Origin of the sequence: Streptomyces shenzhenensis, from assembly GCF_021462265.1 — a bacterium.
In the GTDB taxonomy this organism is placed as follows: Bacteria; Actinomycetota; Actinomycetes; order Streptomycetales; family Streptomycetaceae; genus Streptomyces; species Streptomyces shenzhenensis.
The window spans coordinates 117,937-138,192 of sequence record NZ_JAJONF010000013.1; the positions used below are offsets into that span (position 1 = coordinate 117,937).

Sequence of the window (20,256 nt, forward strand, 5' to 3'; positions counted from 1 at the left end):
ATCAGCCCTGGAAGGGCCACGTCGGCAGGGACCGGTTCTTCCAGCTGGCGTTGGCCACCCCGGCGAACGAGCCGTACCAGGCGAGCAGCGCGGTGAGCAGGCCCGCCCAGCCGCCCATGTGGATCAGGGACGTCTGCTGCTGGAACTGACCGGCGGTGAGAAGCCCGAAGGTCACCGACAGCACCGAGAAGATGGCGAGCAGGAGACCGCTGATGCGGGTGGTGACGATCGTCATGTAGACGGTGAAGATCGTCCAGGCCAGCAGGAACAGGCCCGTCGCCTGATGGGCGTGGGCCGCCACCAGGTGGGGGGCGACGAACTTGACGTAGCCCGCGAAGGAGAGCCAGAAGGCCCCGTACGAGGTGAACGCCAGCGCGCCGAAGGTGTTGTTCTTGCGGAACTCCCACATGCCGGCGAGAACCTGGGCGATGCCGCCGTAGAACAGCGCGAGCGGCAGCACCACGGCCTCCAGCGTTCCGTCCTTGATCAGGCCGGAGTTGAAGCAGGAGAGCACGAAGGTGGTGAGGGCGAACCCGGCCAGGCCCAGCGGGCCCGGGTCGGCGATCGGCGGGTGCGACGGCGCCTGCGCGGCCGGGTTCTGCTCCTGGGGAACGGCGGGCAGCTCGTCGGTGACGGGCGTCTGGGTCTGGGTCATGGCGCGGTCCTTGGGTCGGGGTGCCTGCTCGGCACGGTCCTGGGACGGTGTGATGCGCCGTCTGCGGGCGCGCACGGCGGCAGACGGTTGCGGTGAGCGGTGTGCGGTGTGGGCGGCGGGGCGGCTCGGGGTCGGGGCCGTGAGGTGGCGCGCCCGTAGGCACGGGCGGTGGGACGTCCGGCTGCCGCTCCCGGTCGGGAGCGCGGCTTGGCGGCCGGGCGTTTCCGTGGTTTTCCCGCTCTGGCCGGTTACTGTGCTGCACCCGCGCCACGACGGGGAGTCCCGGTACGGGACTTGTCGGTCAGTGGCGTCCGTCGCGCGACGGACGGACGGGGGTGCGGGACGAACGGTCGTCCGCCACCGCTGAGCGGCCGGCGGTGCCCGCGTCCAGGGACTCCGGCATATGCAGGCGGGCGAGCATCCTGGAGGTGCCCGCGGGCACCGTGCCGGGCGTCGCCAACGACACGCCCACCATGGTCAGGAACGCCGCCGGCACACTCCAGGCCGCGGGCTCGGCGAGCAGGATGCCGGCCCAGCCAGGGCCGCCCGCGCCCAGCAGGGTGAGCATCAGCGCGGACACCGACAGTCCGCCGCCGACGAGCATCCCGGCGACGGCTCCGGACGGGGTCAGCCGCCGCCACCAGATGCCGAGCACCAGCAGCGGACAGAACGTGGAGGCGGCCACCGAGAAGATCAGCCCGACCTCGTGGGCCACGGACACGCCGCTCTCCGACAGCAGCAGCGCGATGGCGCACGGGGCGAGCACGGCCAGCGCGGAGGCCCGGCGGAAGCCGCGCACGTCGCCGCCGAGGAGGTCCTGCGAGAGCACGGCGGCCACCGACAGGGCCAGCCCGGAGCAGGTCGAGAGGAAGGCGGCGAAGGCGCCGGCGACCACCAGCGCCGTCAGCAGCTGGCCCGTGGGGCCCGGCACCAGCCGTCCCGGCAGCAGCAGGACCACGGCGTCCGCCCGGTCGGCCGCGGCCAGGCCGGGCGTGTAGAGCCGCCCGAGCCCGCCGTAGATCTCGGGGAGCAGGTAGAACACGCCCAGCAGACCGAGGACGCCCACGGTCGTGCGGCGGGCCGCGCGGCCGTCGGGGTTGGTGTAGAAGCGGGCGATGACGTGCGGCAGGCCCATCGCCCCCAGGAAGGTGGCCACCATCAGCGAGTACACGCCGTAGAGTGCCTGCCCGCCGCCCTGGTCCGCCGTGGTGCGGGCGGCCGGCGCGGGGGCCGCGGGCGGGCTGCCGGACGGGTGCCAGGCGCCGTGCCAGACGAGCAGCAGGACGATCGCCGGGACGGCGAGCGCGGCCAGTTTCAGCCAGAACTGGACGGCCTGGACGAGCGTGACGCTGCGCATGCCCCCGGCGATCACGCTCACCAGGACCACCGCCGTCACCAGCACGGCTCCCGACCAGGCCGGCGCTCCCAGGGCCGCGTGCAGGGCCAGTCCCGCGGCCTGCAGCTGCGGTACCTGGTAGAGCCACCCGATCAGCACCACGAAAGCGGTGGCCGTCCGCCGCACCGCCTGCGAGCCCAGGCGTGCCTCGGCGAAGTCGGAGACGGTGTAGGCCCCCGACCTGCGCAGCGGGGCGGCCACCAGGACGAGCAGCACCAGGTAGCCGGCCGTGTATCCGATGCCGTACCAGAGCATCGTGCTTCCGTACGCCACCAGCAGTCCGGCGATGCCCAGGTAGGAGGCGGCCGAGAGGTATTCGCCGCTGACGGCGGCCGCGTTGCGCAGCGGCGAGACCGTGCGGGAGGCGACGTAGAAGTCCGGGGTGGAGCGCGACCTCAGGCCGTAGCCGCCGACGGCCACCGTCAGGACGACGACCAGCAGGACGGCGGTCAGGTTCTCCGCTGTGCTCATGAGCGGTGGACGTGCTCGACGAAGTCGCGTTCGTGCCGCTCGGCCCGGCGCAGGTAGCAGAGCCCGGCGGTCACCAGCAGCACGTAGACCGGCAGCCCCAGGACCAGCCAGGGCAGGCCGACACCCCACAGCCGTATCCCGGGCGGCGCCCCCAGGTGTCCGAGCAGCAGCAGCGGCAGACAGGCCAGCGGCAGGCAGACCGCGCCGCACACCAGCAGCGCCAGCCGGAGCTGGGTGCGCATCAGCGCCTCGACGTACACCTCGCCGAGCGGGGTCTGTTCGTGTACGTCGCGTACCGCGGCGTTCGGCCGGCCGGGCCGGGCGGCGCGGGTGCGCGGATGGGTGACGGTCACGCGCCGGGCCGGCTCAGCCATCGGCGGCACCTCTTCCCCTCGGCGGGCCGGACGGGGGCAGCAGCAGTTCCCGCAGTCTGCGGTTGCTGCGGCGGCTGACCGGCAGGACGGCGCCGGCCACGCGGACCGACAGCCGTCCGGAGTCGGCCAGCAGCTCCTCGATGTGACCGGTGGCGACCAGATGGCGGCGGTGCACCCGCACGAATCCGGCGTCCTGCCACTGGTCCGCCAGGCTGGACAGCGGCACCCGCAGCAGGCAGCTGCCGGACGCGAGGTGCAGACGCACGTAGTCGCCGCACGCCTCCACGTGCCGCACCTCCGAGCGCCGCACGAACCGTGTCACACCGGACAGCTCGACGGCGATCGTCTCGGCGTCGTTCTCCGCCGGCTGCTCGGCCGGGGGCGCGGGCGCGGCGGCGGTGGCGTCCGGGGCCGCGGGGGCCGGATCCGCCCGCCGCTCGGCTATGCGCCGGACGGTCTCGGCGAGCCGCCCGGCGCGCACCGGCTTGAGCAGGTAGTCCAGGGCCCCCACCTCGAAGGCGTGCACCGCGAAGTCGTCGTACGCGGTGACGAACACCACCGGCGGCGGGTCGGTGAAGCGAGACAGGACCCTGGCCACCTCCAGCCCGTCCAGGCCGGGCATGCGCATGTCGAGGAAGACGGCGTCCACGGTCCTGTTCTCCTGCAGCGCGCGGTCCAGCGCCAGCAGCGCGGCGGCGCCGTCCGCCGCGGAGTCCACGCGGCCGACGCCCGGGTCCAGGCCGAGCAAGTAGACGAGTTCGTCCAGGGCGTGCGGTTCGTCGTCGGCCACCAGAATGCTCAGCATGCGTGAGTGTGTACATTTTCCGCACAGCGGGTCAATCTCCCTGGAGCTGTGGGATGCGCCACATCCGTGACCGGGTAGCGCTCAACTGAGCGTTCCGGCCTCTTCGCCCGGCCCTTGGCCGCCTCCCGCCGGTGCCGTCACCCCCGCCCGGTACTTGGGCACCCTGATCCGCACCTTGGTGCCCGCCCCGGGCGCGGTCTCCACCACCAGGCCGTACGCGTCCCCGTACACCTGCCGCAGCCTGGCGTCGACGTTCCCCAGTCCGACGCCTCCCGAACGGGGGGAACCCGAACGGGAGGAAGGTGAGGCCCCGGCACCGCCCGCGGCCAGGATGCGCCGCAGCTCCTCGGGGTCCATGCCGACTCCGTCGTCCTCCACGGTGATGTGCGCCTCGGCACCCGCGTCCCAGGCGAGCACCGTGATCTTCCCGGGGCCGGTCCGGCCCTCGAAGCCGTGCCGGACGGCGTTCTCCACCAGCGGCTGCACGCACAGGAACGGCACCGCGACCGGCAGCACCTCCACGGCCGCCTGGACGTCGACGCGCAGCCGGTCGCCGAAGCGCGCCTGCTCCAGGACCAGGTACTGGCCGATCGAGCGGAACTCCTCGGCCAGCGTGGTGAACTCACCGTGGCGCCGAAAGGAGTAGCGCGTGAAGTCGGCGAAGTCCAGCAGCAGTTCGCGGGCCCGCTCCGGATCGGTGCGCACCAGCGAGGCGATCGCGGTCAGGGCGTTGCACGAGAAGTGCGGGGAGATCTGCGCGCGCAGCGCCCGCAGCTCGGCCTCCACCAGGCGGGTGCGGGAACGGTGCAGCTCCGCCAGTTCCAGCTGCCCTGACGTCCAGCGGGCCACCTCGCCGGCCGCGCGGACCAGGCCCGCCGACACCCCGGGCGCGTAAGCGACCAGCGTGCCCTCCACCCGGTCCTCCACCACCAGGGGCGCGACGACGGCCTCCCTGAGCTCGCAGCGCACCTGCCCGCACCACACCCGGTCGGCCCTCAGCACGGCACTCCCGCCGCCCGCCAGCACGTCGGCGGCCAGGTCCACCGCCGCCGGGCCGTGGTGCTTGCCGGCGCCGTCCCAGGCGAGGACGCGCTCGGTGTCGGTGACGGCCAGCGCCGGGACGCCCAGCAGCTGCCGCAGATGCCGCGCGGCCGCGCCGGCCGACGCCTCGGTCAGGCCGCCGCGCAACGCCGGGGCCGCGAGGGACGTCCGGTGCAACGCCTCGAAGGCCGTCTGCCCGGCACGCCCGTCGAAACCGACGTGCCGCCGCGGCCAGCGCCGGTGCCGGAATACGCCCTTCATGGCGGACACGGTAACCCCCTGCGGAGCGGGTGGACGAGTCAGGAACGTGCCGCCTGTCCCACCCGGGAGACGACACGGCGATCCGTTTCCGTTTCGTTCACGGGTACCGGAGCACCTGCGCGCCGCAGCGGATGCGCGACGCTCCCGGCTGGGGCCGCTCCGGATGCCGCCGACCGGGTCCTCTTCCGCCCCGGCCGCCTCCTGCCGGGCTTCTCCGTCCGGGTGGCAGGCGCAGCGGCACCGCCGGCCGGCCGCCGCCGGCACCGGATCCGCCGGCGTCCTCGCCGCCTGCCGGCTGCGCGCCATCGGCACCGGCCGGCCCGGGGACCGCGCCCCGCGCCCGGCCGCCGTCCCCGGGCCGCACGGGGACGTGCCCCGTACGGGTCGCCGCGACCCGCGGCCCGCGCGTGACGGCGTGTCCCGGGCCTCACCAACTACGGGTGACACGCCTCCCTCACCAGGACCGGCCCGGCATCGGGCCCCGTCGTCCGCCCCCGCCCTCCGCCCGGGGCCTGAGCTGGCATCCGGCGGTCCGGTCCGAAGACCACCAGAACCATGTGACGCCGGTTCACCAGGCCGGACGTGAGGGTGGGAGTGCTGCGACGAACTGGAAACGGAGCACCACCATGGCAGAAGCAACCGCGCGAGAGAAAGCGCCGATGTACACGACTGCCGTCCCGGAGTACGCGCTGGCGGCGCGGAAGTACGTGACCGAGTTCATCGGCGCGTTCTTCCTGACGTTCGCGGTCGCGGTGGCCGCGCTGAGCGGCAGTACGTTCGTGCCGCTGGCGGCGGGCGCGACCCTGATGGTCATGATCTACGCCGGTGGTCACATTTCCGGCGGCCACTACAACCCGGCGGTCACGCTGGCGGTGCTCGTCCGGCGCCGGATCGGGGTCCGGGACGCGGCCGGGTACTGGGTCGCGCAGGTGGTCGGCGGCGTCGTCGCCGGGATCATCGGCCGGGCCGTGGTCAACCCCGCGCAGGTCAGGACCCTGACCCTGGCCGGGCACACCGAGGCGGCCGCCGCCGTGGCCGAGCTGCTGATCACCTTCGCGCTGTGTTACGTCGTGCTGAACGTGGCCACCAGCAAGGACCAGCCCGACAACGGGTTCTACGGGCTCGCGATCGGCTTCACCGTGGCGGCCGGCGCGTTCGCCGTCGGCGGCATCTCCGGCGGCCTGTTCAACCCGGCGGTCGCGCTGGGCGGCGCCACGGCGGGGCTGTTCGGCTGGTCGACGATCTGGGTCTACCTCGTCGTGCAGCTGGCCGCCGGCATCGCGGCCGGCCTGGCGTTCCTGGCACTCAATCCCGGCGACAGGTGACCGGGCGCGGACCGTCGTCGCTCTCCGCCCGAAAACGCCCCCGGTCGCTCGTCCCCCGGGCAGCCGCCCGTCGCGCACCCACCACCGACACGCACCCCCACCACCCCGACAGGAGACAAGGTCCATGACCAGCATGCAGCCCAAGCCGACGACGAACGACGCCGGAATCCCGGTCGCCAGCGACGACCATTCGCTGACCGTCGGCCCGGACGGCCCGATCCTGCTCCAGGACCACTACCTGATCGAGCAGATGGCCAACTTCAACCGGGAGCGGATCCCGGAGCGCCAGCCGCACGCCAAGGGAGCCGGCGCGTTCGGTTCCTTCGAGGTCACGAACGACGTCAGCGCCCACACCAAGGCCGCGGTGTTCCAGCCCGGCGCCCGTACCGAGGCGCTCATCCGGTTCTCCACCGTGGCCGGGGAACAGGGCAGCCCGGACACCTGGCGTGATCCGCGCGGGTTCTCGCTGAGGCTGTACACCGCCGCGGGCAATCTCGACCTCGTCGGGAACAACACGCCGGTGTTCTTCATGCGGGACCCCCTGAAGTTCCAGCATTTCATCCGCTCCCAGAAGCGCCGCGCCGACAGCGGCCTCAGGGACAACGACATGCAGTGGGACTTCTGGACACTGTCCCCGGAGTCGGCGCACATGGTGACCTGGCTGATGGGTGACCGGGGCATCCCGCGGACCTGGCGGCACATGAACGGGTACTCCAGCCACACCTACTCCTGGCTCAACGCCGCCGGCGAACTCTCCTGGGTCAAGTACCACTTCATCTCCGACCAGGGCATCGAGTGCCTCACCCAGGCCGAGGCGGACGAACTCGCCGGCAAGGACGGTGACTACCACCGGCGTGACCTGTTCGAGGCGATCAGGCGCGGGGAGTACCCGAGCTGGACGCTGAAGGTGCAGATCATGCCGTTCGAGGACGCCAAGACCTACCGGTTCAACCCCTTCGACCTGACCAAGGTGTGGCCGCACGGCGACTACCCGCTGCACGAGGTGGGCCGGCTGACGCTGGACCGCAACGTGAGCGACTTCCACACCGAAATGGAGCAGGCCGCGTTCGAGCCCAACAACCAGGTGCCCGGCACCGGCCTGTCACCGGACAAGATGCTGCTGGCCCGAGGGTTCTCCTACGCCGACGCGCACCGGGCCCGGCTGGGGGTCAACTACAAGCAGATCCCGGTGAACTCGCCGAAGGTCGAGGTGCACTCCTACTCGAAGGACGGCGTGATGCGGATCCGCAACGCCTCCGACCCGGTGTACGCGCCGAACTCCTACGGCGGCCCGCAGGCCGACCCGGTCATCGCCGCGGAGGTGCGCTGGTCCGCCGACGGCGAGATGGTCCGCCAGGCGTACGCCCTGCGCCGTGACGACGACGACTGGGGACAGGCCGGCACCCTGGTCCGCGAGGTCCTCGACGACGCCGCGCGCGACCGGCTGGTGTCCAACATCGCCGGCCATCTGCTGGGTGGGGTGTCCGAACCGGTACTGGAACGTTCCTTCCAGTACTGGAAGAACGTGGACCAGCCGCTCGGCGAGCGGGTCGAGAAGGCCGTCCGCGACGGGCGGTCCTGACCGTCGGCCCACACCGCCCATGGGCCCGGCGCCGCCCGCGCCGGGCCCGTCCCCTTGACGCCGGAACAGTGAGTGGTCCGGCATGGAACAGCCCAGTCTCTGGGCGGAACGCTGGCGCGATGAACCGTCCGACGACATCCCCGTGCTACGAGATCCGCGTGCGCGGTCACCTGAGCCCGACCCTGCTCGGCGCGTTTCCCGGCCTGCACGCCGAGACCGAGGGAGCCGCGACCGTGCTCACCGGGACGCTGCCCGACCAGTCCGCGCTGCACGGCGTGCTGGCACAGATCGAGTCGCTCGGCCTGGAGCTGACCGGTCTGCGCCGCCGCGGTGACCCGCCGGCGAACGGCCGGGGCCGCGGCGAGGGCCGTGCCTGAGGCCCGGCTCAGGACCCGCGTGCGGAGGGCGCGAGCAGGCCCAGGGCCCGGGCCCGCTCCACAGCCTGGCTGCGGCTGTGCGTGCCGAGCTTCCCGTACAGGTGCCGCATGTGCGTCCGCACCGTGTTCACGGAAAGGGACAGCTCGTCCGCGATCTCCGGCGCGGGCAGGTTCGTCGGCAGGTAGCGCAGTACGCGGGTCTCGCTGTGGGTCAGCGGCTCGCGCAGCCGGGACGGGGTACCGGCCGCCGGTTCCCGCCGCTTGCCTGCCAGGAGGTCGAGGATCTCGCAGACCATGCCGGCGTGAGCGGTCCCGCGACGGGCATGGCGCTCGAGCAATGCCGGCACGGGGTGCAGGAGGAAGGGCAGCACGGTGGCGTCGGGCGCGGCGAGACCGAGCGCGCTTTCGAGGGTGCGTCGGGCGGCGGCCTGATCGCCGAGCGCGTCCCGGGCGATCGCGTCCAGCAGGAGGGGCTGGACCAGCCAGCCGCGGGGTTCCATGAGCGGGGCGGAGCCGTCCAGGACGGGTGCGAGCGCGGCGGTCGCGGCCTGCGGGTCGTCCCGGGCGAGACGCAGCGCCGCAAGAGCGACCCGGGTCTCCCCGGTCTCGCGCTCACGCGGGTCCATCTCGGCCAGCGCCCGTTCGGCCCGTTCCACCTCGCCGAGCCGCACCAGGGTGTGCAGCTGGAACGCCCGCGCCTTCGTGGCGAGAGGATGCCGGGCGGCCACCAGACGGGTCACGCGCTCGGCGGCGCGGAAACCGGCCAGTGCGTCCTCGTCGCGGATCCGTGCGAGGTCGAGCAACCCGCGGCCGTAGTGCAGGATCAGGACGGTCACCGGGTCGGTCTCCTGACGCACCGCTCGCTCGGCCCGCTCCCACCACGGCTCCGCCTCGTCGAGCCGTCCCCGCCAGAGCATGTGCAGGCCGAGCGCCACATGCGCGGCCGTGACGATCCGCTCGTCGGCCCAGCCGTGCCGGTGGGCCAGCTCCATGGCCTGCCGGCCACGCTCAGCGGCCACGGCGAGCTCCCGGCTGAGCGCCACGACCGCCCAGTGCGCCAGCCCCAGGACCTCCAGATACGGCCGCCCGGTCCGACGGGCCAACGCGACGCCCCGTTCGAGATGCCGGTCCGCGTCCTCGTACCGCTGGGACCAGGTCTCGGCGATGCCCAGGCTGATCAGAGCCAGAGCACGCAGCTCGGCCCCGCGTTCGAGCTCCGCGTCCAGCACCTCGCCCGAGCCGAGCAACCGCCGCGCCTCCTCGACCACGGCCGGCAGGTCGCCACGCTGGCGGGCCAGCAGCAGCCGCAGCACGGTCACCATCAGATCGACGTGCTCGCGCCGGTCCGCGCGCACCCTCTCCGGGCGGCGGGTGGCCAGGGCCAGCCGCCGCTCCACCTCCGCCAGCGAACCGTGCTCGGCTTCGTCGAGCGCCGCCAGCGCCGTGAGCTCCGCGTCGGCCGCGATCAGCTCGGCGGGGAAGCGGGCCAGCAGGGCGTGAGCCGCGGCGGCCTGCCCGTCAAGACCGAGGCCGATCCAGTGGTCCGACAGCAGACGGGCCGCCGGACCCCAGTCCCCCGCCGCCTGGGCGTGCCGGATGGCCTCCACCGGATACCCGTGCTCCGCGTACCAGCCGGCCGCGGCACGGTGCACCACGGCCACCTCCTCCGGAGCGGTACGTCGCAGCTCCAGCTGGAGCAGGTCCGAGAACAGCGTGTGGTAGCGGAACCAGGACCGCCGCGCGTCCAGTGAGATCACGAACGCCCCGGCCTCTTCCAGGTCCTGCAGCACACGTTCGGCGCCCGAACCTCCCGTCAGCAGGTCGGCGAGCTCACCGTTGACCCGCTCCAGCACGCTGGTGCGCAACAGCACTCGCCGTACGTCCTCGCTCTGCCGCTCCATCACCTCGGCCAGCAGGTAGTCGGCCACGGTCCGCTCGCTGCCGGCGAATCCGGCCGCGAATCCCTCCGGGTCCGGATGCCCCGCCAGCGACAGCGCGGCCAGCCGCAGCCCGGCGGCCCATCCCTCGGTCCGCTCGTGCAACCGCGCGAGGGTGGGCCCGGACAGCTCCACCCCGGCGCCCCGGAACAACGCTCCCGCCTCTTCCGGGCTGAACCGCAGACTGTCCGCCCGGATCTCGGTGAGTTGCGCCTCCAGCCGCAGCCGGTGCAGGCCCAGGCGCAGATCCCGCCGGGTGGCCAGCACGAACCGCAGCTGCGTCGGCGCGCGCAGCAGCAGCAGTTCCAGCTGGCGCTGCGCCTCCGCCGACCGCAGCTCGTGCAGGTCGTCGATGACCAGCCAGACCGGACCCGCCAGCGCCGCGAGGTCGTGCAGCAGCCGCTCGACGATGGTCCACCCGTCCGGCTCCGGCGCCTCCGTCAACGGCCGCACCAGGCCGGCCACGGCGTCCGTGGCCCGCAGCGCGTTGCACACGGCGATCCAGAACCGCTGCGGATCGCGTTCCTCGCGCTGCACGGACACGCACGCGGCACGGTCCGCCAGGCCCGTGTCACGGATCCAGGAGCGCAGCAGGACCGTCTTCCCGCTGCCGGCCGGCGCCGAGAGCGTGGTGACGCGCGTGCCTGTGGCAAGGCGTGCGTACAGCGCGCGGCGGGAGACGACCCCTCCCGGGACAGCGGGCACGGTCCGAGTGTCGGCGCTCTGGGAAGTGCCTGTGCGCATGGCGATCACGGTGAAGTCGACGGGGGAACGGTGCTCACTTCCGACCATCGCACAGGTCGGCGGTGAATTCCCGCCGACCTGCGCGACGGCCGGCCCTCACCGCGGTGGATCCCCCCACCGGCTGTGCGGCGGTTCACAGCGCCGGAGAACGGCTCGTACGGCCGTCGGGCCGCGGCGTGCGCCGGTTCACGGAACGTCCTCCCGTGGCCGGGGGGCACGGGTGACGGCCTGGACCGCTCGCGGTGTGACGGCGATCTGCGAGCTGCCGGCGAGGCACTCCGGCGTACCCCTCGACGACCTGCCCCTCTGGCCTGTGGACTGGATTCGGTGGTGGAGGAGGAGCAGGTCATCGGTCAGGCCGCCCTGGCCCGGAGCGCGACCACCGTGGCCGAGGTGGTCGACGCGGAACTGGCCAGACTGGCACGCCAGTCGATCTCCGGCCTGCCGAGCGGTCCCGCTCATCTCGGCAGGAGACAGCCGGCCTCAAGCCCTGCCGGGGATCCCGTCCGGTCAAGGACGTCAGGGAGCGCCGGCTGTGTCATGGCGCGGGTACGGCGCGAGGACCGGACCACCGTTCGGTGCCGTCCGCGTGGTTGCCGTACGCCCGAAGTGCGGTCCGCCCGCCGCCGCTCGGACGACGAGGGGACCGCACCTCTGCCTGTGTTCACCGCAGGGCGCTCGGCACGGCGCGCAGGGGCGCCGGCCGAGTTCGGGCGGGTGTCAGGCGCACCCGGCCGGGGTCGCCCGCGACGCGTCGTCGATCAGCGCCCGCTGGGCGGCCCTGAGCCGTGCGACATCGGGCTTGACGACCTTGCGGTCGTAGGTCAGCAGGCCGTTGAGCTCGCCCTCGACGTCCGAGATCTGGGTGTAGACCGCGCCGTTGGAGCCCTGACAGGCCAGCGCGTGGACCTCGGAGAGCTTGGTCAGGTAGTCGTCGGTGTAGGTGGCCGGGTCGACGTCCACGTAGGACTGCTGCACCGACCAGGCGTGTCCGGGCACGCCGAGGCCGAGGCCGCCGTACTCGCCGCTGACCAGGGCGCGCCGGCCGTCGGGGTGGGGTGGCAGGGCGGGTGAGGGGTAGCCGTGCTCGTCCATGATGTCGCCGGTGCCGCCGTCGTCCCCGAGGTTGAGCCCGGACATGGAGTTGACCAGCCGGGTCGGGTCCCAGGCCTTGGCCTGGTCGGCGACCCGGGCCATGTCGTACTGGCCCCAGCCCTCGTTGAAGGTGACCCACATGACGACGGACGGGCTGCTGATGTGCTCGTCGATCATCTGCCGCATCTCACGCTCGTACTCGGCGCGGGCCGCGGCACTCGGGTTCACCCCGGCCGTCATCGCGGGCATGTCCTGCCACACCAGCAGTCCCAGCCGGTCGGCCCAGTAGAACCAGCGGTCGGGCTCGACCTTGATGTGCTTGCGCACCGCGTTGAAGCCCATCTTCTTGTGCATCCGCAGGTCGTAGGCCAGGGCCTCGTCGGTCGGCGCGGTGTACAGACCGTCCGGCCAGAAGCCCTGGTCGAGGGTGGCCATCATGAAGACGGGCTTGCCGTTGAGGACGGTGCGCGGCACGCCGTTCACCTTCTCGACGGCGATGGAGCGCATCCCGAAGTAGCTGCCGACGCGGTCGGCGCCGACGTTCACCTTCAGGCCGTACAGGAACGGGTCGTCCGGCGACCACAGGTGCGGCTTGCGGATGTGCAGGGTCAGGGGCGTGCCGGTGCGGCCGACGACGGTGGCCACCTTGTGCCTGCCCTCGTACGCCGTCGCCGTGACCGGCACGCCGTCGCGCACTCCCCGCGGCTCGACGGTCAGGGTGCCCGCGGCCACGTCCGGCGTGAGCTTGAGCGAGTCGACGTGGTCGGTGGCGACCGGTTCCATCCACACCGTCTGCCAGATGCCCGAGGTCGGGGTGTACCAGATGCCGCTGGGGTCCAGGCGCTGCTTGCCGATCGGCGGGTTCTCGCCGTTCGCCGCGTCGGTCGGGTCGTAGACGCCGACGATCAGCTCCTGGGTGCGGCCGGGCCTGAGGGCGTCGGTGACGTCGGCGCTGAACTTGTCGTAGCCGCCCTGGTGCTCGGCGACCTTGGTGCCGTTGACGTACACCTCCGCCTTCCAGTCGACGGCGCCGAAGTTCAGCTGCAGGTGCTTGCCGGAGCCGATCCGCCAGCCGGACGGAACGGTGAAGGTGCGCCGGTACCACATGCGGTCCTCGTGCCGTTCCAGACCGGAGAGCTGGGATTCGACGGGATAGGGGACGAGGATCCTCTCGCCGAGGTTCCTGCCCACCGGCGGCTGCTCGCCCGCCTTGGCCGCGGCGAACTGCCAGGTGCCGTTGAGGTTCTGCCAGGCACCGCGGGTGAGCTGGGGCCTCGGGTACTCGGGGTGGGCGTTGCGCGCGGAGACCTGGTCGGCCCACTTGGTGCGCAGCTCATAGGTGGACCTGTTGGCGCCGCTGCTCCAGAAGGCGCTGACAACGTTGCCGTCCGTCCTGGTCAGGCCGCCCTTTCCGTCGTAGCGGACGTCGGCTGTGCCGCGCGCGGTGCCGGTCTTGTTGCCCACGACCGGTTCCTTGAGGGCGACCAGTACCGTCCTCGGGTCCGCGGGGTCCAGCACGGCGTCGCCCAGCGGCCACTTGGCACCGCCGATCACCGCTTCGAGGTGGCCGGTCAGGCCGGCCGGGGGTGCGGCGAGCGGCTGCGCGAAGTCGAGCTTGAGGGTACGGCCGGTGCCCAGGACGGTGGTGGCGACGGCACCGTCGTAGTCGAAGCCGTCGGGCAGCCGGAACGCCGACTGCGGGACGGCCTCCTTGCTGCCGCCGGGCTCGGTCCAGCGCAGATGGAGGTTGGAGCCGCCGTAGTGCTCGAAGTACTCGACCTTGATGTCGTAGGCCTGGCCGGCGGTCAGCTCGACGGGCTGACTGGTCTGTTCGCGGTCCCAGTCGTCGACCCAGTGGTCGATGACCATCGTCCCGCCGACCCACAGCCGGAAGCCGTTGTCGCCGATGATCGAGAAGGTGGTGGGGCCGCTCTTCTCCGGCACGATCTTTCCGGTCCAGCGGACGCTGACGTCGTCCGACTGGCCGGTGGTGAAGGCGAGCCGGGGTTCGAGGTTGTCGAAGTCGAGGTTCGGGTCGAAGCCGGTCGCCTTGAGCTCGTGGAAGTCGAAGGCGCCGGGGGCGGACTGGGTGTAGTACTCGCCCTTGAGCCCGTGGATCTCCACGGGGTCGTCCGCCGCGGTCGCGGCGGGCGCCGCGGCGAGTCCCGCGGCGCCCAGCGCTGCGGCGAGCAGCAGGGCGAGGCGTTGCCTGAGAGGTCTGATGCGCACGGATCCTCCTTGACTGAGGAAGGGTGGCGGCTCGTTGCTTCAGTCTGTACAACGTTGGAAGGAACGGCAGTTGGCATGAGAGCACGGCTCCAGGCCGCTGTCCAGGGTCACGACGAAGCCCCGCGGGCGGGGCGCCCATCGACGCTGAGGAGATCCCTTGCGGGTCAGCCTGAAGGACGTGGCGGAACGCGCGGGCGTTTCGATCAAGACCGTGTCCAACGTAGTGAACAACTATCCGCACGTCACCCCGGGGATGCGGGCCCGGGTGCAGGCAGCCATCGACGAGCTCGGCTACCGGCCCAATCTGACCGCGCGTCACCTGCGCAAGGGGCGCACGGGGATCATCGCGCTGGCCGTTCCCGAGCTCGGCAACCCGTACTTCGCCGAGCTGGCCGGCGCCGTGATCGACGCGGCCGCGGAGCACGAGTTCACCGTCCTGCTCGACCACACCGGCGGCGAGCGCGAGCAGGAGATCCTGGTCAGCCAGGGCTTCCGGGCCCGGGTGATCGACGGGTTGATCCTCAGCCCGCTGGCCCTGGAGGCCGAGGACCTGCGGGGTCGGTCGGACGACGTACCGCTGGTGCTGCTCGGTGAGCGCGAGTACGACCTGCCCTTCGACCACATCGCCATCGACAACGTGGCGGCGGCCCGCTGCGCGGTGCGCCATCTGCTCGGCCGCGGCCGGACCCGGATCGCCTACCTCGGCGCGCGCACCGACTCCGTGAACCAGCCCGCCCACCTGCGACTGGACGGCTGGCGCGCGGAGTTGGCGGCGGCCGGGGTGCCCGCGCCGGACGGCCTGGTGGTGCCGGTCGGCGGCTGGGACCGCGACGACGGGGCGCGGGCGATGGCCGAGCTGCTGGACTCCGGCGTGCGCCCGGACGCCGTCTTCGCGTTCAACGACCTGATCGCGATCGGGGCCATGAGGGTGCTGCACGAGCGGGGCCTGAGGGTGCCCTGGGACGTGGCGGTGGTGGGCTTCGACGACATCGCCGAGGGGCGCTTCGGCGCCGTCACCCTGACCACCGTCTCGCCCGACAAACGGGCCATCGCCAAGATGGCCGTCGCCTCCCTGCTGCGCAGCCTGTCGGGCCGCGAGGAGCCCGGTGGACGCGAACTCATCGCCGAGTTCAGGCTCGTCGAGCGGGAGAGCACCCTGGGACGGCGGTGAACGAGATTTCGGACGGAAGGGTTTACAGGGCTTCTCCAACGATGTAAAAACCTCACCTGAACGACGTGCACGCCGAGTTGACCGCAAGAGCCAGCCTCCCCGAGAGCGCTCTCAGCTCTCCGGGGCCGCGCCGTTTGGGGACTCCCATGAAGCCCATCGCACTTGTCCGTCACGCCTCCGCACGACACCTCCTCGCCGCCGGCCTCGTGACGAGCCTCGCGCTCGCGACCGGATGCACCAAGTCCGAAGACGACTCCGGCACGCAGAGCCCCGCCTCGCGGCAGGACGACGCCGGCCAGGTGGTCGCCTCGCCCGGCACCGGTTCGGGGCCGACCTGCGCCATCGACGCCTACGGCGGCCAGAAGCTCGACCTCAGGGGCGCCACCGTCGGCTTCTCCCAGTCCGAGAAGGAGGCCAACCCCTTCCGCATCGCGGAGACCGCCTCCATCAAGGCCGAGGCGCACAAGCGAGGCGTCAAACTGCTCACCGCCAACGCCCAGTCGCAGTTCTCCAAGCAGATCAGCGACGTCCAGGACCTCATCGCCAAGGGTGCGAACCTCCTGGTCGTCGCGCCGCTCAACTCCGACGGCTGGGAACCGGTGCTGCGCGCCGCGGCCGCCAGGCACATCCCGATCGTGACCATCGACCGCAAGATCAACGCCACCGCCTGCAAGGACTATGTGAGCTTCATCGGCTCCGACTTCGCCGAGCAGGGCAGGCGCGCCGCGGACCAGATGATCGAGGCGACCGGCGGCAAGGGCGAGATCGCGATCCTGCTCGGCGCGGCCGGCAACAACGTGACCACCGAGCGCACCAGGGGCTTCGAGGACCGCATCAAGGAGAAGGCGCCCGGCCTGAAGGTGGTGTTCCGGCAGACCGGCGAGTTCGCCCGCGAGAAGGGCCAGTCGGTCACCGAGAACCTCATCCAGTCCAAGCCCGGCATCACAGGGATCTACGCCGAGAACGACGAGATGGGCCTCGGCGCCGTCAACGCCCTCAAGGGTGCGGGCAAGAAGCCCGGCGACGTGAAGATCGTGACCATCGACGGCACCCGCAACGCCGTACAGGGCATCGTCGACGGCTGGATCTACGGTGTGATCGAGTCCAACCCCCGGTTCGGACCGCTCGCCTTCCAGACCCTCGACGCCTTCACCAAGGGCGAGAAGGTGGGCCAGGACATCGTTATCAAGGACAGTTCCTACGCCAAGGCCAACGCCCAGTCGGACCTCGGCAAGGCCTACTGACGTGCTCTCCGTCACCCATCTGTCCAAGACCTTCCCCGGTGTACGCGCCCTGACCGACGTGGACTTCACCGCGCGCGCCGGGGAGGTGCACGCACTCGTCGGCGAGAACGGCGCGGGCAAGTCGACGCTCATCAAGGTCCTCACCGGTGTCCACCGGCCCGACGCCGGCGAGGTGAGGTACGACGGCGAACCGGTCCGCTTCAGCACGCCCCTGCAGGCCCAGCACGCGGGCATCTCCACCATCTACCAGGAGGTCAACCTCGTCCCGCTGATGAGCGTGGCCCGCAACCTCTTCCTCGGCCGCGAACCGCTCGGCCGGCTGGGCCTCATCGACTTCCGGCGCCTGCACCGCGAGGCCGACGACGCCCTGCGCCGCCTCGGCGTCCGGGTCGACGTGCGCCGGCCGCTGCGCGAACTCGGCGTCGGCGCCCAGCAGATGGTCGCACTCGCCCGCGCCGTCGCCGTCGACGCCCGCGTCGTCGTCATGGACGAGCCGACCTCCTCCCTCGAACCACGCGAGGTCCAGACCCTGTTCGGGGTGATCCGCATGCTGCGCGAGCGCGGCGTCGCGGTGATCTATGTCAGCCACCGCATGGACGAGCTGTACGAGATCTGCGACACGGTCACCGTGCTGCGCGACGGACGTGTCGTGCACAGCGGCCCGCTCGCCGGACTCGACCGGCTGCGGCTGGTCGCCATGATGCTCGGGCGGGAGATCGGCGAGGTCCGCGCGGAGGGCCTGACCAAGTTCTCCGGATCCCACGACCCGGCGGCCGAACCGGTACTGCGGGCCGCGGGACTGACGGTACGTCACCGTCTGGAGGACGTGTCGCTGACGCTGCGGCCGGGCGAGGTCGTGGGCCTCGGGGGCCTGCTCGGCTCGGGTCGCAGCGAGACCGCGAAGGCCATCGCCGGGGCGCTGCCCACCGACGCCGGCCGGGTCGTCGTCGCCGGGGTCCCGGTGCGCGCGGGCTCGACGGCCGCCGCCATCCGCGCCGGCATCAGCCTGCTGCCGGAGGACCGCAAGGCCGAAGGCATCGTGCCGGGCCTGTCGGTGCGCGAGAACATCGCGCTCGCCGCGCTGCCCGCGCTCTCCCGCTTCGGCCTCGTCGACGACGCCCGCGTCGACCGGATCGTCGAGACGTTCATGAAGAGGCTGCGCATCAAGGCCGCGGGCCCGCACCAGAAGGTCGGCGAGCTCTCCGGCGGCAACCAGCAGAAGGTGCTGCTAGCCCGCTGGCTCGCCCTGCGTCCCAAGGTGCTGCTGCTCGACGAGCCCACGCGCGGCATCGACGTCGGCGCCAAGGCGGAGGTGCAGGCGCTCATCGACGAACTCGCCGACGACGGGCTCGCCGTGCTGCTGATCTCCTCCGACACCGAGGAGCTGATCGAGGGCAGCGACCGGGTGGTGGTCCTCAAGGACGGCGTCGTCGTCAGCGAGCTGACCGGTGACGCGGTCACCGAGGACGCCCTGATGCGCGCCATCGCGGCCGTACCCGCTGGAGGGAGCGATGACTGAACTCACCCTGACCGGCGCCTCGTTGGACCGCGCCCGGCTGCTGCGCCTGTTCCAGGACTACGGCGTGTACGCGGGCGTCGTGGTGCTGCTGCTGTTCAACTTCGCCTTCACCCCGCACTTCGTGTCCGCGGAGAACTTCCGCACCCAGGCCGTCCAGGTCGCCCCCGTCCTCATCGTCGCGCTGGGCATGGCGCTGGCGATCGGCACCGAGGGCGTCGACCTCTCGGTGGGCTCGGTGATGGCCCTGTCCACCTCCCTGCTGTCGCTCTACCTCGGCTACGGACCCTGGATCGCCGCGCTGACCGCGGTGCTCGGGGGCGTCGTGGTCGGCGTCGCCAACGGCGCCCTGATCGCGTTCGTCGGCGTCCAGCCGATCGTCGCCACGCTCGCCCTGATGGTCGCCGGCCGCGGACTGGCCCTGGTCCTGCTGCCCCAGCTCAAGGACGTACGCGACCCCGGCATGGCGCGACTCGGCTCCGGTGCCGTCCTGGGCGTGCCCTACCTGGTCCTGATCGCGGCGGCACTCGCGCTCGTGGTGGCGTTCGTCGTCCGCCGCACCACCTTCGGCCGGCAGGTGCTGGCCATCGGCGACAGCCGCGCCGCGGCCCGGCTCGCCGGACTCCCCGTACGCCGCGTGCTGGTCGTGGTCTACGTCTGCGGCGGCGCCCTGGCCGCGGTCGCGGGCGTGCTCGCCACCGCCCGCCTCGCCGCCAGCGACCCCACTTCCCTCGGCACCCTGATGGAACTGTCCGCGATCACCGCCGTGGTCGTCGGCGGCACCCCGCTGAGCGGCGGCCGGGTGCGGGTCGGCGGCACCGTCGCGGGCGCCGTCCTCATCCAGCTGCTCACCACCACGCTCATCAAGCACGATCTGCCGCCGTCCTGGACCCAGATCGCCCAGGCCGTGGTGATCGTCCTCGCCGTCTACGCGGCCCGGGAACGAGGCAGGCGATGACCACGCACACCGAAGAGACCGGCAGGTCCGCCGGCACCGTGAGCCCGCAGGCCGGCGACCCCGCGCGGGCCGGACGTTCCGAGCGGCTGAGCGCGCTCGCCCAGCAGCACGGCGCCCTGGTCACCCTCGTGACGGCCATGGCCGTGGCGTCACTGAGCTTCGACACCTTCCTGACCGGGGACAACCTGGAGAACATGGCGCTGTCCTCGGCGTTCCTCGCCGTGGTGGCACTCGGGATGACATTCGTGATCGTGACGGGCGGCATCGATCTGTCGGTCGGGTCGCTGTTCGCCCTCGGCGGTGTGCTGGCGGCCTGGGGCTCGCGGTACGGAACGGTGGTCGCGCTGCTGCTGCCGCTGGCCGTGTGCGGTCTGATCGGGCTGGTGAACGGCCTGTTGATCGCACGTGTACGGCTGGCGCCGTTCATCGTCACCCTGGCCGCCATGCTGGGCGCCCGGGGCATTCTGCTGGCGATCACCGACGAGGGTTCGACGACGTATCTCGTCGACAAGGACTCGTTCTTCGCACGGCTCGGGCAGGGTTCGCTGCTCGGTGTCGGGGTGCCCGTGTGGATCACCGTGGTGCTGTTCGTGCTCGGTGCCGTCGTGCTGCGGCGGACCCGGTTCGGGCAGTACGTGTACGCGGTCGGCGGCAACGAGGACGCGGGGGCCCTGATGGGCGCGCCGGTGGCCCGGACGAAGGTCTCCGTCTACACGCTGTCGGGGCTGTGCGCCGGGCTCGCCGGGGCACTGAACGCGGCCTGGCTGGTGTCGGGCGTGACCATTCTCGGCACCGGCATGGAACTGGAGGCGATCTCGGCCGTGGTCATCGGCGGGACCCTGCTCAGTGGCGGCTTCGGGTTCATCAGCGGCTCGCTCGTCGGGGTGCTGCTGCTGAAGGTCATCCAGAACGTGATCAACCAGATCGGCTCGCTCGACTCCGCCTACCAACAGGTGGTCAGCGGCGCCTTCCTGGCCGTGGTCGTCGTCGCCCAGACCTTGCTGGGCCGCAGGCGCAGAGTGCTGTGAGGGCCGACTGCCGCCGCCGGGGACCGGGGGCCGGACGCGCGCCCCCC

15 protein-coding genes are annotated in these 20,256 nt (G+C 72.2%); 8 read left to right on the forward strand and 7 right to left on the reverse strand.

The genetic code is table 11. The annotated features are described in order from the left end of the window. Position 1: 1 nt before the first annotated feature. The 5 genes from LQ326_RS18980 to LQ326_RS19000 form a co-directional block, all read right to left on the reverse strand. Complete coding sequence (locus LQ326_RS18980; protein ID WP_234538301.1) at positions 2–655, reverse strand: acetate uptake transporter; 654 nt, start codon at positions 653–655, stop codon at positions 2–4. Positions 656–956: 301 nt separating this feature from the next. Then, entirely contained in the window at positions 957–2,522 is a 1,566-nt protein-coding gene (locus LQ326_RS18985; protein ID WP_234538303.1) for a sodium/solute symporter, read from the reverse strand. After that, positions 2,519–2,896, reverse strand: coding sequence for a hypothetical protein (locus LQ326_RS18990; RefSeq protein WP_234538305.1), 378 nt, complete (start codon positions 2,894–2,896; stop codon positions 2,519–2,521). The genes LQ326_RS18985 and LQ326_RS18990 overlap by 4 nt, the downstream gene beginning before the upstream one ends. Continuing rightward, a complete protein-coding gene (locus LQ326_RS18995; RefSeq protein ID WP_234538307.1) occupies positions 2,889–3,701 on the reverse strand; it encodes a LytR/AlgR family response regulator transcription factor in 813 nt (270 codons plus the stop codon). Before LQ326_RS18995 ends, LQ326_RS18990 begins: the two co-directional genes overlap by 8 nt. Positions 3,702–3,782: 81 nt before the next feature. Further along, positions 3,783–5,003, reverse strand: coding sequence for a sensor histidine kinase (locus tag LQ326_RS19000; RefSeq protein WP_234538308.1), 1,221 nt, complete (start codon positions 5,001–5,003; stop codon positions 3,783–3,785). 626 nt (positions 5,004–5,629) lie between these two features. Here LQ326_RS19000 and LQ326_RS19005 point away from each other — a divergent pair. From LQ326_RS19005 to LQ326_RS19015, 3 genes are all read left to right on the forward strand, one after another. Beyond that, complete coding sequence (locus tag LQ326_RS19005) at positions 5,630–6,328, forward strand: aquaporin (protein ID WP_234538310.1); 699 nt, start codon at positions 5,630–5,632, stop codon at positions 6,326–6,328. Between the two features lie 124 nt (positions 6,329–6,452). Next, positions 6,453–7,910, forward strand: a complete 1,458-nt coding sequence (locus LQ326_RS19010) for a catalase (protein ID WP_234538312.1) — start codon at positions 6,453–6,455, stop codon at positions 7,908–7,910. 119 nt (positions 7,911–8,029) lie between these two features. Then, the gene (locus LQ326_RS19015; protein WP_234538314.1) at positions 8,030–8,287 is read left to right on the forward strand and encodes a DUF8691 family protein; all 258 of its coding nucleotides are present in this window, start codon (positions 8,030–8,032) and stop codon (positions 8,285–8,287) included. Between the two features lie 8 nt (positions 8,288–8,295). On the opposite strand, the gene LQ326_RS19020 is transcribed toward LQ326_RS19015, so the two are convergent. Further along, positions 8,296–10,929: a winged helix-turn-helix domain-containing protein gene (locus LQ326_RS19020; RefSeq protein WP_234538317.1), complete on the reverse strand. Its 2,634-nt coding sequence runs from the start codon at positions 10,927–10,929 to the stop codon at positions 8,296–8,298. Positions 10,930–11,688: 759 nt separating this feature from the next. Next, positions 11,689–14,292: a PA14 domain-containing protein gene (locus LQ326_RS19025; protein ID WP_234538319.1), complete on the reverse strand. Its 2,604-nt coding sequence runs from the start codon at positions 14,290–14,292 to the stop codon at positions 11,689–11,691. A 157-nt stretch (positions 14,293–14,449) separates the two neighbouring features. Between LQ326_RS19025 and LQ326_RS19030 the strand changes: the two genes are divergently transcribed. The 5 genes from LQ326_RS19030 (at position 14,450) to LQ326_RS19050 (ending at position 20,209) form a co-directional block, all read left to right on the forward strand. Continuing rightward, positions 14,450–15,463, forward strand: a complete 1,014-nt coding sequence (locus tag LQ326_RS19030) for a LacI family DNA-binding transcriptional regulator (protein WP_234538321.1) — start codon at positions 14,450–14,452, stop codon at positions 15,461–15,463. A 146-nt stretch (positions 15,464–15,609) separates the two neighbouring features. Beyond that, positions 15,610–16,707: an ABC transporter substrate-binding protein gene (locus LQ326_RS19035; RefSeq protein ID WP_234538322.1), complete on the forward strand. Its 1,098-nt coding sequence runs from the start codon at positions 15,610–15,612 to the stop codon at positions 16,705–16,707. A gap of 1 nt (position 16,708) precedes the next feature. Then, complete coding sequence (locus LQ326_RS19040) at positions 16,709–18,226, forward strand: sugar ABC transporter ATP-binding protein (RefSeq protein ID WP_234538324.1); 1,518 nt, start codon at positions 16,709–16,711, stop codon at positions 18,224–18,226. Continuing rightward, positions 18,219–19,181 (forward strand): ABC transporter permease, encoded by a 963-nt coding sequence (locus LQ326_RS19045; protein WP_234538326.1) that lies wholly within the window; start codon positions 18,219–18,221, stop codon positions 19,179–19,181. The genes LQ326_RS19040 and LQ326_RS19045 overlap by 8 nt, the downstream gene beginning before the upstream one ends. Next, positions 19,178–20,209, forward strand: a complete 1,032-nt coding sequence (locus tag LQ326_RS19050) for an ABC transporter permease (RefSeq protein ID WP_234538327.1) — start codon at positions 19,178–19,180, stop codon at positions 20,207–20,209. Before LQ326_RS19045 ends, LQ326_RS19050 begins: the two co-directional genes overlap by 4 nt. Positions 20,210–20,256: the final 47 nt, after the last annotated feature.

Bases quoted from the DNA above. Each gene is read 5' to 3' on its own strand.
- LQ326_RS18980 (WP_234538301.1), bottom strand. From the start codon at position 655: ATGACCCAGACCCAGACGCCCGTCACCGACGAGCTGCCCGCCGTTCCC.
- LQ326_RS18985 (WP_234538303.1), bottom strand. From the start codon at position 2,522: ATGAGCACAGCGGAGAACCTGACCGCCGTCCTGCTGGTCGTCGTCCTG.
- LQ326_RS18990 (WP_234538305.1), bottom strand. From the start codon at position 2,896: ATGGCTGAGCCGGCCCGGCGCGTGACCGTCACCCATCCGCGCACCCGC.
- LQ326_RS18995 (WP_234538307.1), bottom strand. From the start codon at position 3,701: ATGCTGAGCATTCTGGTGGCCGACGACGAACCGCACGCCCTGGACGAA.
- LQ326_RS19000 (WP_234538308.1), bottom strand. From the start codon at position 5,003: ATGAAGGGCGTATTCCGGCACCGGCGCTGGCCGCGGCGGCACGTCGGT.
- LQ326_RS19005 (WP_234538310.1), top strand. From the start codon at position 5,630: ATGGCAGAAGCAACCGCGCGAGAGAAAGCGCCGATGTACACGACTGCC.
- LQ326_RS19010 (WP_234538312.1), top strand. From the start codon at position 6,453: ATGACCAGCATGCAGCCCAAGCCGACGACGAACGACGCCGGAATCCCG.
- LQ326_RS19015 (WP_234538314.1), top strand. From the start codon at position 8,030: ATGAACCGTCCGACGACATCCCCGTGCTACGAGATCCGCGTGCGCGGT.
- LQ326_RS19035 (WP_234538322.1), top strand. From the start codon at position 15,610: ATGAAGCCCATCGCACTTGTCCGTCACGCCTCCGCACGACACCTCCTC.
- LQ326_RS19045 (WP_234538326.1), top strand. From the start codon at position 18,219: ATGACTGAACTCACCCTGACCGGCGCCTCGTTGGACCGCGCCCGGCTG.
- LQ326_RS19050 (WP_234538327.1), top strand. From the start codon at position 19,178: ATGACCACGCACACCGAAGAGACCGGCAGGTCCGCCGGCACCGTGAGC.